Source organism: Pseudophaeobacter leonis, assembly GCF_002087335.1.
Taxonomy (GTDB): Bacteria; Pseudomonadota; Alphaproteobacteria; order Rhodobacterales; family Rhodobacteraceae; genus Pseudophaeobacter; species Pseudophaeobacter leonis.
Genome location: NZ_MWVJ01000054.1, coordinates 38,491 through 52,823 on the forward strand (window position 1 = coordinate 38,491; position 14,333 = coordinate 52,823).

General features: G+C 57.6%; 12 protein-coding genes. 9 read left to right on the forward strand and 3 right to left on the reverse strand.

Translation table 11 applies throughout. The annotated features are described in order from the left end of the window. Positions 1-123: 123 nt before the first annotated feature. The gene (locus B4968_RS12930) at positions 124-2,628 is read right to left on the reverse strand and encodes a DUF4347 domain-containing protein (protein WP_083099534.1); all 2,505 of its coding nucleotides are present in this window, start codon (positions 2,626-2,628) and stop codon (positions 124-126) included. A gap of 543 nt (positions 2,629-3,171) precedes the next feature. Between B4968_RS12930 and B4968_RS12935 the strand changes: the two genes are divergently transcribed. Beyond that, on the forward strand, positions 3,172-5,124 hold the full coding sequence (locus tag B4968_RS12935) for a TonB-dependent receptor plug domain-containing protein (protein ID WP_083099535.1): 1,953 nt from the start codon (positions 3,172-3,174) through the stop codon (positions 5,122-5,124). 39 nt (positions 5,125-5,163) lie between these two features. Here the strand turns inward: B4968_RS12935 and B4968_RS12940 are convergent, their stop codons facing one another. Continuing rightward, the gene (locus B4968_RS12940; RefSeq protein ID WP_083099537.1) at positions 5,164-5,643 is read right to left on the reverse strand and encodes a MarR family winged helix-turn-helix transcriptional regulator; all 480 of its coding nucleotides are present in this window, start codon (positions 5,641-5,643) and stop codon (positions 5,164-5,166) included. Positions 5,644-5,765: 122 nt separating this feature from the next. On the opposite strand from B4968_RS12940, the gene B4968_RS12945 reads away from it, so the two are divergent. The 6 genes from B4968_RS12945 (at position 5,766) to B4968_RS12970 (ending at position 10,846) form a co-directional block, all read left to right on the forward strand. Next, positions 5,766-6,059 (forward strand): DUF2218 domain-containing protein, encoded by a 294-nt coding sequence (locus B4968_RS12945; protein ID WP_161492588.1) that lies wholly within the window; start codon positions 5,766-5,768, stop codon positions 6,057-6,059. Positions 6,060-6,180: 121 nt separating this feature from the next. Next, positions 6,181-7,092: a siderophore ABC transporter substrate-binding protein gene (locus B4968_RS12950; RefSeq protein WP_083099577.1), complete on the forward strand. Its 912-nt coding sequence runs from the start codon at positions 6,181-6,183 to the stop codon at positions 7,090-7,092. 3 nt (positions 7,093-7,095) lie between these two features. Then, on the forward strand, positions 7,096-8,052 hold the full coding sequence (locus B4968_RS12955; RefSeq protein ID WP_083099540.1) for an ABC transporter permease: 957 nt from the start codon (positions 7,096-7,098) through the stop codon (positions 8,050-8,052). Continuing rightward, positions 8,045-8,989: an iron chelate uptake ABC transporter family permease subunit gene (locus B4968_RS12960; RefSeq protein ID WP_083099542.1), complete on the forward strand. Its 945-nt coding sequence runs from the start codon at positions 8,045-8,047 to the stop codon at positions 8,987-8,989. The genes B4968_RS12955 and B4968_RS12960 overlap by 8 nt, the downstream gene beginning before the upstream one ends. Continuing rightward, positions 8,986-9,738, forward strand: a complete 753-nt coding sequence (locus B4968_RS12965; protein ID WP_083099543.1) for an iron ABC transporter ATP-binding protein — start codon at positions 8,986-8,988, stop codon at positions 9,736-9,738. The genes B4968_RS12960 and B4968_RS12965 overlap by 4 nt, the downstream gene beginning before the upstream one ends. Positions 9,739-10,177: 439 nt before the next feature. Further along, positions 10,178-10,846 carry a hypothetical protein gene (locus tag B4968_RS12970; RefSeq protein ID WP_083099545.1) on the forward strand — a complete coding sequence of 223 codons (669 nt, stop codon included), beginning with the start codon at positions 10,178-10,180 and terminating at the stop codon, positions 10,844-10,846. On the opposite strand, the gene B4968_RS12975 is transcribed toward B4968_RS12970, so the two are convergent. Next, positions 10,784-11,521: a hypothetical protein gene (locus tag B4968_RS12975; protein ID WP_083099547.1), complete on the reverse strand. Its 738-nt coding sequence runs from the start codon at positions 11,519-11,521 to the stop codon at positions 10,784-10,786. The genes B4968_RS12970 and B4968_RS12975 overlap by 63 nt on opposite strands. Before the next feature lie 175 nt (positions 11,522-11,696). Between B4968_RS12975 and B4968_RS12980 the strand changes: the two genes are divergently transcribed. Both B4968_RS12980 and B4968_RS12985 read left to right on the forward strand, forming a co-directional pair. Continuing rightward, entirely contained in the window at positions 11,697-12,134 is a 438-nt protein-coding gene (locus tag B4968_RS12980) for a hypothetical protein (RefSeq protein WP_083099549.1), read from the forward strand. A 322-nt stretch (positions 12,135-12,456) separates the two neighbouring features. Then, positions 12,457-14,256: an ABC transporter transmembrane domain-containing protein gene (locus B4968_RS12985; protein ID WP_083099551.1), complete on the forward strand. Its 1,800-nt coding sequence runs from the start codon at positions 12,457-12,459 to the stop codon at positions 14,254-14,256. Positions 14,257-14,333: the final 77 nt, after the last annotated feature.

Genomic DNA, 14,333 nt, shown 5'->3' on the forward strand with positions numbered 1-14,333 from the left:
CGACCAGGGTCACGCCAAGTACCCTGTTGCCATTCGTCGGGCTGCCGGTGGCGGCATTATCATATTGGATGGCACGCAACAGGGTTTGCAGTTGCGCGGCGGTTGACCCGGTGAGGAGGTTGATCACCAGATCCTCGCCCGACCAGCGGTTCCGGTGGCGTTGATGGTGCCGACAGTATTACCGCCGACCGAAACAACTGAGCCATTAGCCAGCCCTGCCGTCAGGCTGACATCACCGCTGGTATCAATGACGATCCTGTCTTCGGCCTCCATGCCGCTTTCATAGGATATGGTCAGGGTTCCCAGCTCAAAATCCGCAGAATCCACGTCTGTGACGGTCAGATCGCCGCCAACGTCAATTGCGGTGGCGCTGTCGCCCTCGTCAAAGGTAAAGCTGTCGCCGTCCAGATTTGCAATCACGGGCAGTGCCGAGGTCACCTGAATGTCGAAACTGCCGGTCACATCATAATCCCCCCCATGTGACGAGCCGTCGCCATCTGACAAAGTCAGATCAAAGCTGCTCACGCCGGGGCCGCTGGGCGCAGAATAGGTCAGGGATTGCAGAAATGTCTCAACCGCCGCCTTTGTCGCATCTGTGCTCGTGAAGGATATTAGCAGCGGAATCCCGTTCTGGCCATCCAAACCAGATACTTGTCCGACGGTCAGGCCACCGACCTGGATGAAATCGAGATTTGAGATCGTTGTATCACCACCAGAGGTCACGGTGGTCCCGCCCAGCCCCCAGGACCCGTTTGCCGTACCGCTACTTTGTACGATTATCAGCTCACCACCGCTGAAATCCGAGGAATCGACATCTGACAGGGCAGCGTCATTCAGAGCAGTGACATCCTGCGCACCGCCGCCCACGGCAATAGAGCTGCTGTTATCGCCATAGACGTTGTCCAGCACCGGCGCATCGTTCACTGAAAAAATATCAATGTTAAACGTGGCAAGCGTGACATCGCCGCTGCCATCGCCATCATTGGCGCTGATTGTGACAACTGCCACGTTATCGCCATTGGCATTTGCAGGGCCGGTATAGGTGATATTGCTGGCAGTGTTGAGGTAGCTGTCGATGTCCGCAGGCGCGCCCACCAGCGTGATCGAGGTTGCACTGACCAGTGTTTCCGTCACGCCGCCGCCAACCGCTGCGCCATCCGCCGGGGTGCCAAATGTGCCTGTGTCGACCGAAAGCGTCACAGTAACAGAAGCGCTGTCGACGTCACCAAAGGTTGCTGACGACAGGTCAAGGTTTCCAACCTGGTCTTCGTAGCCTGTTTCATCGCTCGGAGGCGCTACTGAGAAAGCCGGCGCATCGTTCACATCTGTGACGCTGATCGACACCGTATCTGCCGTCCCATCCGCGGTGCCATCATTGGGCGTCACGGTCAGTGTCGCCGTGGTGGTGTCATCGCTGGCGGTGTTGAACTCAATGACCTCAGAATCGCTGAGATAGCTATTGAGGTCGGCAACTGAGCCTTGCAGCGTCATCGAGGCGGTGCCCGAATTGGCCACCGTCACCCCGGACGTGACGCCATCGCCATCGGTGGAGGCAATCGTGCCGCGATCCACCGCTAGGGTCAGGGTGATGCTATCGCCCTGTCGGATGCCGAGGGCGTAGGCAGAGAGATCAATCGCTGCCGCGACATCCTCGGTCACCACATCATCCGCAGGCGTGCCCGTCAGGACGGGGGCATAGTTGGAAAGGGTGAAATTAATATTGTCGATACCTAAGCGCGTGTTTCCAGTCCCGGTGTAAGAAAATGTAAAGCTTGTGATGCCGATCCAATCACCCGGGTATAGTGTCGCGATGGCCCCGACGATACTGCCAGAATTATCTGCAATAGTAACCGCGGATCCACTATTCGGAGTGAAGACGTAATTCGCACCTTCTTCGAGGTTGCTGAATTCACCGATTACAAAACTGGAAATATCAACCGCGTGATTAAAGGAAGCGGTGTAGGTTACTGTTGGTGCTTTCACGCCGGGGTCCATAAAGCCCGAACTGATCCATACACCGTCTCCAACTGAAATCGTGACTGATATTGTAACGCCGTCAACTGTTTCGGTCAGCGGCGAAGCGGCAACATCATCAAAGTTGTAATTAGTATCGGTAAACCCGAAGACCCCCAGAGAATGCGGATAGGCGGCCCGTACCAGGGCGTTTATGGCGACTTCGGACAGTACATGACCAACCGTCGCGCCCAGCTCCCAATCGCCGCCAGCCCCCGTCAGATTGCGTGAGGCGGCAATGCTGGCCCCTGTCGCATCGGCCAAAGCCGCGATAAAGCGTTCACCGGTTTCAGAGGCCGCGACATTACAGCCATAAAGCAAAATATCAGCATCTTCGCCCAGGGCGGCTGCAATGGTGGCAAGAGCAGTGGCAGACCCGCCTAGGCTTGCCTCAGTGACCAGACCATCCCCGAGATACAGCACCCCATCGCTGCCATGCGAGACGATATGCAGCGCCGCCAGATCGCGCTCCGCGGCTAGTGCGTCGGCAATTTGAATTAGGCCATCTTGCTGTGCCGACAGCACCAGCACCTTGGCATCCTCTGGCAGGCCAGACAGCAAGGACTGAAGATCAGGAACGGCTGAATCAAATACAAAATATGGTGTGCAAATCATTGGGGGCTCTCTGTCTTCGTTTGTAAAATTGAATGGTCGGCGCTATTTTCAGCCAAAACCCAGCTACAACTATAAGGATTAACCGCCAGTTACTCTCTTGTTTGCAAATAATATATTCAATACTCTGACTGTGAGCGCTGGGTGCACATCTTGTGCGAATGACGAAATCTGGCAGGCAAACCTTTGGCGTGCAGGAACAGGGAAAATGTCCCCCAAAAGTCTGCTACGCCATGTTTCGCCTGCGTGTCGTGTCGGTTGATTTGCCATCAAACCGTGGCATCAAGCAGCTGCAAGATCCCAGGCAAGACCCCAGGCAAGGCATCAGGCAAGACATCAGGCAAGCCCCCTGAAATGAGAGAGCGCAGCGGTGAGCCTGCCATGGGGCGGGAGCACCATTAAACTGTGGATTTCGCAGCAACGCGGCGCAAAATTCATTGCATGCACTTGCATGTCTGCGGACGTCACCATAAAAATGCCGTCGAAAAAGCCTCGCCAGCCCCGATTCAGGGCAAGCCAGCACCAACCTGAATCTTGAGGAAAACCATGTCTAGTAAAACTGCTGCATTGCGCACCCGCCTTTTGTGCGGGACCGCTCTTACTGTTTTGACCGCGCTGCCCGCTGCTGCGCAGGATTTTGAAGCAAATGTTATCTCATTGGACCCGATCGAAGTGCGTGGCCAGGATCCCATGGGCGCCGCCGCTGACCGGGCAACGGCTGTCTATGTGGCGGATGCCGAGCTTGAACGCTCTCGCATGGGGGATTTGAAGGACCTGTTTGCAGGGATCGCTTCGGTTTCTGTCGGCGGCGCCATTCCCGTTGCGCAGAAGATTTTTGTCAACGGTGTTGATATGCTGAACCTGACAATTGCGCTCGACGGGGCCTTGCAGAATAACCGCGCATTTCACCATGCCACCGCCAATGCCTTTGATCCTGGCGTTCTGAAGTTTGTCCGGGTCGACCCCGGTGTTGCGGCGGCTGACACGGGGCCAAATGCGGTGGCCGGGGCTGTGATTATGGAAACGGTTGATGCCGAAGATATCCTCGACGACGGGGATAATTTTGGCGGCACGGCGCGGCTCAGCTATGGTGACAACGGCCAGACCTTTGGTCGCTCCCTGACGCTTGCCGGGCGCTCAGAAGGGTTTGAGGCCCTCGCCTATGTAAAATCGGCCACCGGCGAAGACTATGAGGATGGCAATGGCAATGTTGTCAAAGGCACCGCCGCAGAATTGCAAAGCCTGCTGCTGAAGCTGGCCTATGAATCGCTGGAAGGCCATCGGCTGGAATTCTCGGGGCAGCAGATTAGCGATGATGGCGCGCGCCCCTATCGGGCAAATATCGGTGCGATCATCGGGGGCCGCCCGGTGCCCGAGACACGGATCTACGACACCACCAGAACCAGCTATAGCCTGCGCTATGAAAACACGCTCAACACCGGGCTTTGGGATCCGGAGGTGGTGATTGGCTATTCCGAAAGCGATATTCGGGTTCCCGATCCGTCTCTCAGCGTGGGGATCTCAAACACGCTGTCGGCAAAGCTGCAAAACACCTTTCACCTGTCGGACACAAACACCATCACGGCTGGTCTCGACTATTATGATCGTAAATCTGAGTATTCCGACCCGTCCCTTGGCCTGCTTGAAGAAAGCTCCGACAATATCGGGATCTTTGCGCAGGGACGGTTTGAGCCGACGCAGAAATGGACGATTTCGGCCGGTTTGCGCTATGACTGGCAGGATTTTACCGGCCTTGGTGGCTTTCAGGACAGCGTTTCGGGGGCCAGCGGCAATGCTTCGGCTACCTATAACGTCACCGAGGCCTTTTCGCTGCGGGCCGGCTACTCCAACGTCTTTGGCGGCATCCAGCTGGAAGACAACTATGAATTCTGGCGGGGCTGGGGCTATGCCAACCTCAAGGAATCACGGGCCGAAAACTACAACCTTGGCTTTGACTGGATCGGCAGCAAACTGTCTGTCGGCGGTGAGATCTTCCTGACCGAGATCAAAGATGCCCGGGGTGGGGACGTAAATTTCGACTTTGAAAGCAAAGGTTTCAACCTGGGCGCAACCTACGGCTGGGACAGCGGTTTTGCGCGTCTGACCTTCTCGGATACCGAGATCAAAGTGAATGGGGCGTCGTCAGGCAGCTATCAGGCGCTGGATTTTGGCGCGCCGATTGGCCAGATCATCGCCCTGCAGGTGCAGCAGCAATTGCCGCAGTATAACCTGTTGGTTGGCGGTAGCCTCGACATGGCGCTGGATTATGATGAAACCGCTGCCACCTCGGATCTCGGCCTGCCTGGCTATCAGGTGGTCAATCTGTTTGCGGAATACACGCCGCCGGCGTTTTCGGCTGTGACCCTGCGGGCGTCAGTGAACAACCTGTTTGACGAAGACTACGCGGATCGCGCCACCTATGGCGCGGATTATAGCTCTGTTGTGGCCCTCCGAGAGCCGGGCCGGACCTTTGTCATCGAGGCCGTTGCCCGCTTTTAAGCAATACGCAGTTTGGGGCTCCGGCGGCGCGCCGGGGCCTCAGGGCAGCAGTTTGATCAGCAGGCGGGACAGGGTATAGGCCTCATCCGTCGTCATATGAGGGCCGATTTCTTCCTGAATTGCCTTCCAGTAGATTGGCCAGATCTGCCCATGCAGACCCTCACCTTTGGCGGTCAGAAACAGGATTTGTTTGCGACGTCCGTCTGCGACATATTCGCGGCGCAACAGACCTTCTTTTTCCAGCCGCCCCACATGACGAGACAGCGCGTATTGGGCGACAAACAGCTTTTTCTCAAGGGCTGCCATGGGTTGCCCCTGCGGCCCTGCACGATCAACTTCCAGCAGGATTTCATACCAGATCGGGTCATTGATGCCGCAGGTTTTGAGCGCTTTGGCAATGCGGGGGAAGAACTTGCGTTGTGTCCGCATGATGTTGAACCAGACGCGGTTGTAGGAGACGACCGGGTCGGCATCGCCAAAATTATCGCCGCCGCTGGAATGCTCTTTGCTAGCTGTCATTGGTGTAACCTGTCTGGCTGCTCTGGCGTCATTCTACCCGGCTACAGGGGCATAGCACAACAGCTGTGACGGGCATAAAATCTGGGAATGCCAAAATGTTAGCGACTTTAAGATGGAAAATCATGAGACATAAAACAGAGACGGAATTCCACTGTGCGCGCAGCCGTGGCTACCTGGCGACACTGGTCAGCCATTTCGGCAGAAAGATCCAGGTCGAGGAGACAGACGACACCGCGCGGCTGCAGTTCAGTTGCGGTCTGGCCGAGCTCTGCGTGATCGAAGGGGGGCTACAGCTGCGCATTGAGGCGGCAACACCAGAGCAGATGCTGCAGACCTGCGAGGTGGTCGAAAGCCACCTGCTGCGCTTTGCCTTTCGGGAAGACCCGCAACCGCTTGTCTGGCGGGCCCCCAGCTGACTGCGGCCTCATGGCCTGGCGCAAGGGTTACACTGGACAGGCCATTTACTATCCAATACGCATACCACAAATACCCGCAAAGCCAGCTTCGGTCAGCCATGCAATTTTGATGGAGAAATCAATGTTGAAAGCGCTGTCCGTCTTTACGGCTCTGGCCTGTGGCTCCCTCTGTGGCACTGCCGGTTTTGCCGAACCTGTCGATGTTCGAACCTTCCGTGGCGTGCAACGCGTCGAGGCGCTGCCCGAAAAGGTCGCAGTGTTTGATGTGGCCGCGCTGGATACGCTTGCGGCACTGGGGGTAAAGCCCGCAGGCGTCATCAGCACGCTGTTTGTTGACTATCTGGATGAGGCAACACAGGGCGCCGAGATCGTAGGCTCGCTGTTTGAGCCTGATTTCGAGGCCATCAATGCGCTGGCGCCAGATCTGATCCTTGCGGGCGGCCGCTCGTCCACCCAGGTTGAGGCCCTTGCGGATTTTGCCCCGACGCTGGATATGACAATCCTCAGCGACGATCTGGTCGCGCATGCGCTGGAACGGTTGCAAGACTACGGCACGCTGTTTGGCAAAGAGGCTGAGGCAAAAGGGCTAAGAACGGCGTTTTTGGCCAAGCTTGAGCAGGCAAAAAAACTGGCCCGTGGCAAGGGTAATGCGCTGATTATCATGACAAATGGCCCCAAGATGTCTGCCTTTGGCGCGCAGGGACGTTTTGGTTGGCTGCACACGGCGCTAGAGCTGCCTCAGGCGTCCAAGAACCTTGGGGAAAACGCGCACGGCGAGGCCATCTCGGCAGAGTTTATTCGCGAGAGTAATCCAGACTATTTGCTGGTGGTCGACAGGCTGGCGGCCATTGGCCAGAACGGCGAGGATGCCAAGGCAACGCTGGACAATGATCTGGTGCGCCAAACCACAGCCTGGCAGAGAGGGCAGGTGGTCTATCTGGATGCTGCAAGGCTCTATGTCTCAGGCGGCGGCATTCAGTCGATGACCCATATCCTGGATCAGATGATCGCAGCCTTTGAGGCCAATGGATAGACCATGCCGCGTCTCTGGTTGCTGAGCACTGTTGGGCTGATCCTCATCCTGTCGCTGGTCTCTGTTTTTGTCGGTGTCATTGATCTGTCTTGGGCCGGGATTTTGCGCGACCCGGAGGCGCTGCAGCTGCTGGCTGTCAGCCGGCTACCGCGCACAGCCGCAGCCCTGTTGACCGGCTGTTCCATGGCGGGGAGCGGCCAGATCATGCAGATCCTGGTGCGCAACAAGTTCGTAGAACCCATCAGTGCGGGCACGGGGCAGGCTGCTGCTTTGGGCCTATTGCTTTCGGTGTTGCTGTTTCCCGCTGCGGAGCTGGCGGTAAAGATGAGCCTTGCTGCCGGAACGGCCCTGCTGGGCACGCTTGGGTTTCTGACGCTGGTGCGGCGACTGCCGCCAACAGAGCCCTTGCTGGTGCCGCTGGTAGGGCTGGTCTATGGCGGGATTTTGGGGGCTGTTATGGTGTTTATCGCCTTTCAGGCCGACCTGATCCAATATGTCGAAGTCTGGATGTTGGGCGAGTTCTCGGGCGTCATGCGCGGCCGCTACGAGCTGTTGTGGCTGGCGGGGGGGGCGGCCTTCATCAGCTATCTCATTGCGGGTCAGTTTGCCATTTTGGGCCTTGGGCGCGACATCAGCCTTAGTCTGGGGCTCAAGCATCGTCAGGTCATGGCGGCGGGGCTGTTGTGCGGCTCGGTGGGGTCTGCGCTCACGGTGGTCGCCGTAGGGATGCTGCCCTTTATCGGATTGGTTATCCCAAATCTGGTCAGCCGCCGGCTGGGAGACAACCTGCGCACAACTTTGCCAATCACTGCCCTGCTGGGCGGGGTCTTTGTTTTGGGCTGCGATATCCTGGCACGGATGCTGCGCCACCCCTTTGAGGTGCCGGTGGGCACAATTTTTGGCGTCCTGGGCTCTATCGCCTTTTTGTGGCTGATCTATACGAGGCCACGCAATGCTTAGGCGCAGGTTTTTCTGGCTGGTTTTGGCCCTGATTGTTGTCTCTGTCTTGTTCCTGACCCTTGGCGCCAAGGGCAGCTGGAGCTTTACTCTTTGGTTTCGCGGCCAGAAACTTGCTAGCCTTGTGTTGATTGGCGGCGCGATCTCTACTGCAACCATTCTGTTTCAGACCATAACGCATAACCGCATTTTGACCCCGTCGATCATGGGGTTTGATGCGCTCTACGTTTTGATCCTGACGGTGATGATCTTTATGATGGGCGCCAGCGGCTATGCGCAGTTTCTCAAGGTGGAACTCTTTCTCATCAATCTGGTTTTGCTGACACTGGCCTCGGTGGCACTGTTCACTGTGCTGCTAAAAGATCAGAGCAGTGATCTGATGCGGATGGTTCTTACCGGTATTATTTTGGGATCCTTGTTCAGATCTCTGGTGCAGATGATCCAGCGCCTTATTGATCCCAGTGAGTTTTCCGTTCTGCAATCGGTCTCTTTTGCGCGGTTCAACAAGGTCGATGCGGATCTGTTGCTGGTCAGCGCCGTTTTGGTGGGGCTGACCTGGGCTGTGATCTGGAAGATGCGTCACCGGCTGGATATTCTGGCGCTGGGAGTGGTGCTGCCGGTCAGCCTTGGAGCGGATCCCAATCGCGGCCAGCTGCTGGTGCTGGTGCTGATTTCCATCCTGGTCTCTGTGTCCACTGCTCTGGTGGGGCCTGTGGCCTTTCTGGGGCTTTTGGTCAGCAGCCTGACCTATCGTCTCATTCCCAGCTGGCACCATGGCCATATCCTGCCTGCCGCCATTTTGATTGGCGGCATAACGCTGGTGGGTGGTCAGATGGTGCTTGAGCGCATTTTGCACCTGGAGACACCCCTCGCCGTTGTGGTTGAGTGCCTTGGCGGTTTGGTCTTTTTGTTTTTGATACTGCGAAAGGGCAGCGCATGATCCGCATCACGGATATCAGCCACCAGATCGCTGGGCAGGAAATCCTGCACAGGGTGAACCTTGACATCCCGCAGGGCGGGCTCACAGCGCTTGTTGGTCCTAACGGGGCGGGGAAATCAACGCTGCTGTCCCTGGTCGCGCGCTTGTTAAAGGCCCAATCCGGGCGGATCGAGATCAACGGCAAGGATCTGAGCCAATACAGCCATGCGGATCTGGCAAAGCTGCTGGCGATCCTGCCGCAGGTTTTGACCAGCACCCATCGCATCAGTGTCAAAGATCTGGTGGGCTTTGGGCGATACCCCTACAGCCGGGGGCGGCTGGGGCCTCAGGACCGCAAGGTGGTGGCACAGGTGCTGCAGAGCTTTGAGCTGCAGCAGATCCAGGACCGGTTTCTTGATACCCTGTCAGGTGGCCAGAGGCAGCGCGCCTATACGGCCATGGCCTGGGCGCAGGATACCGAGTATTTGTTGCTGGATGAGCCGCTGAACAATCTGGATATCGCCGCCTCCCGCAGCCTGATGGCGCGCCTGAAGACACTGGCCAAGCAAGAACAGCGCACAATTGTCATTGTGCTGCACGACATCAACTATGCGGCGGGCTACGCCGACCATATTGTTGCGCTGAAAGCGGGACAGATTGTGGCGGCCGGCTCGCCTCAGGAGATCGTCTCAGAGGGTTTTTTGCGTGATGTCTTTGAAACCGATGCCAAGGTGGTTCTTGCCGGGGAAAGGCCGCTTGTGGTCGTGTAACGGCAAAGCGTGCACATCTATGATGTTGCGGTTGCCAGTAAAATAACTGGCAGCCCTTAGGGATGAGAATGCCTGCGCTTGGCTCACCCATCGTGCTGACCTTTTGCCAGCAAAACCCATGCGCCGAACTGGCCATAAACGCACAGGGCACCGCCAGATACTGCGGTGTTTTCAGGCCGCGTGGCGACACGCCTGCAGGCAGCATCAGCGCAAAACTGTCCTCAGCACCGCTCCGGCGGCCTTGCGCGTTGTCCTGCTGCCAGGCCTGCGCCAGCCCGGAGCGCGGGCAGCATATGACAGAGTCCTCACCAATCAGAGTTCCGGACTGTGAGAGCGTTCTCCCCAAGCTTGTGCGTGCCTCAAGCAATAAACGTGAGAAGATCCTTGGTGCACATCAGCGAAATGATGTGCGTTCTAACATCCTAGAAAGGGATTGAAGATGACCAATGATCACGTTTTGCTTCACATGAAAGCTATCAAAGAAAGAATGGCAGCGGCGGGTCTTACGCTGTCCACACGCAGCGAACAAAGCAGCGGAGACGAAGGGCTGCAGCAAGTCGGCAAGATGCGGGTTCATCCCCTGTCGGAGGTGCATGAGGATGAGCTGGCAGATGGGCGGGGCTTTTGGCTGTTCCTGGAGAGAGAAGGCCGCTGCATATCGTGCATTTCAGCGCGGTTGGTTTGCCTGGAAGGCGAGGATTTTGGAAGTCATTTCAGGTCGCTGGCTGAATCCAGATATGCAGGAAGATGCGGTGTCGTCTCAGACGTCTCGCAGCCTCTGGTGGATGACCTGAAAGGCAGGCTGATCTACTTTGGCGGCATTGAGGTCGCGCCCGGTGAACGGGGCGGCATTCGCCAGCTGAGCGATTTCGCACAATACGCCAAGCTCCTGGCCGCGACCAGATGGGAGTTCGACTGGATGTACACCATCATTGCGTATCGCCACCGGCGTCTGGCGGATGACTATGGTTTCACCGGAAAATACCGCAATGCCGTAACCTGGAGCACACCGGTTCCGGAGGGGCTGTCGAATGATCAGATGTTCCTAGGCCTCAACTCGATCCACTTCAGCCACATCCTCAACAGTGTTGAGCCAGGTCAGCTTTGAAAAAATAGCCGTGATCGGCCCCTGTGCGGGGTCGGTCACCCTCATTGTGACCTTGCGGTAGCCTCCGGTGACCCGCTGTCCTTTGGTGAACACATCTATCGTTTCGTCGGACACAAAGTAGGGCACACTGTCCAGCATCTTGTGTGAATGCATGGCGCGCTCGATCACTTTTTCGCCAAACGAGCCGACGACCTTATAGAAATCGCTTTTCTCAGCCAGCATGAGGCGCTCTGCTGTGGTGCTTCTGGAGCCGATGCGAATGGGGTGCATGATGGCATCCGTATCCTTGATGGGCTGGTAGAGATCCACCTGGTCGGCAAACCATTCCCAGTTTCGCAGCTGGCCACCTTCGCGGCGATACCAGTCAAGAATGTGGTCCGTTGTCACATGAAAGCCCGCCCTGGAACAGGCGGCACGATCTGCGTTGGCGATCTCTGCGGCCTGCCATTTGTTTTGCGGCGCGATCTGCGAGGCCATCTCGCTTTCGGTTTCTGTGAAGAATTCAATCGGGATTTGCAGCACCACAGAGAGCTTGTGCACAGTGTCAAACGGGATTGGCCGTTCGTGTTTTATCTGACTGTACAGGGTTCCATATGAGATATTTGCCAGCTCGCAGGCTGGTTTCAGTTTGAGATTGGCCAGCTTGCAGGCGGCCTGGATCTTCGTCGCAATCATCGGGGATTTCCAAATTCACATATGTGTATTTTTCTTCTAACAGTTGACATGTGAAAATCAAGCGTCCAACAGTTTTTGGGTATATCTATTTTGAGGCAGGCATTCTTTGAGACGTGAAAATGACACCCAAACTCAAGATCCTGCTTTGAATTCTCAAACAGCGCTATCTGGAGACGTGCGCAACCTCCTAGAGCTCGCAGGCGATGCCACGGGGTTGAGCGTGGATTTCTGGGCTGGTCTCACCGAAGGGCTTGATCGCAACGCGGTTGCTTTGCTGGTGATGCGGGCAGAAATGATGAGCGCGGAAATGCACCGCGGGGTGCCAAGAGATGCACGGCTCGGTCGTTTTGTCCGCCAAATCAGCTCCGGGTCCGCCTTGCCCGGAATTCTGACCTGCGGTTTTGAGGCGGCAGAGCTGTCCAATAGCGATGCGGATCTCCCCAAAGGCATTTCTACTGAAAAGAAGCTGGCTGTCGGGGATGTGCTGAAGGCGTTTGACGTCATCTACCCAGAGGAAACGGGTGATGTCAGCGATGTGCTTGGCCTGTGGGTTGGCCTGGATGAGGGCGACAAGCGTATGGTTTCCGATATGGTCAAGCGCCTATCCTCCTGAAAGGACCTAACCAGAGCGCGCCTTTCCCCGACCGCGCCTTTTGGCGCGTCCTTGCCCTTTGGCCCGTCCTCACTTTTTTAAAAGCTCCTTCCTTAGCCGGGAGGGGCCTGGGCTGCGTCCAAAGGGGTGAGCCCGCGCAACTGCTATCGGACCACTGGGTTGCGTCTTTTTGACCGGGGAGGAGCCTTGTCAGGCCTTGTGCATGGGTTTGTTCCAGAACTGGTGGCGAGAGCTGCTTGACCTGCGGAGCTGGTGGGCCATGAACCTTTCTGGACCGCAGGGCACCAGGCCCATGTAGGGATAACTGTCAAAAGGATCCGGTATGGCGCGAAATCAGGCTGCTCCGACAACGCAAGACGAACGCGAAAGCTCTCGTGAAATTGGTGTGCTCGGCGCCCTCTGGCCTTTCTTGCGCCCCTACCGTCTGCTGATGTTTGCAGCCATCTGCGCGCTGATACTGACGGCTGGGCTGTCGCTGACCCTGCCTTTGGCCGTGCGACGGGTGGTGGATAATTTCCGCATTTCAGAGAGCGCCTTGCTCAACCAGTATTTCATGGCGGCTCTGGTGATTGCAGCCTTGCTGGCGGCAGGAACCGGGCTGCGCTACGCGCTGGTGACCCGTTTGGGCGAGCGGGTGGTTTCGGATATCCGCAAAGCGGTGTTTGATCGTGTCATCGGCATGAGCCCGGCATTCTTTGAAAAAATCATGACCGGCGAGGTGCTGAGCCGGATCACCACGGATACCACGCTGATCCAATCGGTTCTGGGCTCATCGGTGTCTATCGCCCTGCGCAACCTGCTGATTTTTGCCGGCGGCATGGTCCTGATGTTGCTGACCTCGGCCAAACTTACAGGGTTGGTGCTGTTGATCGTGCCGGCTGTCATTGTGCCGATCATGGTTCTGGGGCGGCGCCTGCGTGGCATCAGCCGGGAAAATCAGGACTGGATCGCCGCCTCATCGGGCAATGCCGGCGAAGCGCTTGGCGCGGTGCAGACGGTGCAGGCCTTTACCCATGAGACCGCCAGCCGGGCCCAGTTTTCCAAAATGACCGAGACCGCCTTTGCTGTCTCGGTCAAGCGCATTCAAACGCGGGCCTATCTGACGGTTATTGTTATCTTTCTGGTGTTCTCAGGCATCGTCGGCGTGCTGTGGATGGGCGCCAATGACGTCCGGGCCGGATTGATGAGCGAAGGCACCCTGATCCAGTTTGTGATCTACGCGGTGCTGGTTGCGGGCTCTGTTGCGGCTCTGTCCGAAATCTGGAGCGAGTTGCAGCGCGCCGCCGGGGCGACGGAACGCATCATCGAGTTGCTCAATGCGACCGACACCGTAAAAGATCCCCGTGCGGCCAAGTCGCTGCCAACGCCGGTGCGCGGTGAGATCAGGTTTGACGCGGTCTCCTTTGCCTATCCGTCACGGCCCGGCGTGCAGGCGCTGGATGCGGTCAACCTGACCGTACAGCCCGGTGAGACAGTGGCCTTTGTTGGCCCCTCGGGCGCGGGCCAGACCACCATTATTCAGATGATCCAGCGGTTTTATGACCCTGACGCGGGTGCCATCCTGCTGGATGGTGTGGCGCTGACGGATTTGCAGCGGAGTGATTTTCGCCAGCACCTTGCCATGGTGCCGCAGGATCCGGTGATCTTTGCCACATCCGCGCGCGAAAACATTCGCTTTGGTCGCCCCGGTGCCTCGGACGCCGAGGTCGAAGCTGCTGCCGCTGCCGCTGCTGCCCATGATTTTAGCTCGGCATTGCCCGAAGGTTATGACAGCTTTGTCGGAGAACGCGGCGTGATGCTGTCGGGCGGGCAGAAGCAACGCATCGCCATTGCCCGCGCCATCCTGCGCGACGCGCCGGTCTTGCTGCTGGACGAGGCCACCTCAGCGCTGGATGCCGAAAGCGAACGTCTGGTGCAGGCGGCGGTGGATGAGCTGAGCCAGAGCCGCACGGCCCTGATTGTGGCGCATCGTCTGGCGACGGTCAAAAAGGCCGACCGGATCGTGGTGATGGAAGAGGGACGGGTGGTTGCAACGGGCACCCATGACGCGCTGGTTGCCGAAGGCGGGCTGTATGCGCGGCTGGCCCGGCTGCAGTTTACCGACGGGCTAGCGGCAGAATAACACCGTGAATGCATGCGGCCGCCTTGTTGGGCGGTCGCAAAACAGCGCAAAAACAGGTGTCAGCCCTGGCTGTCCGC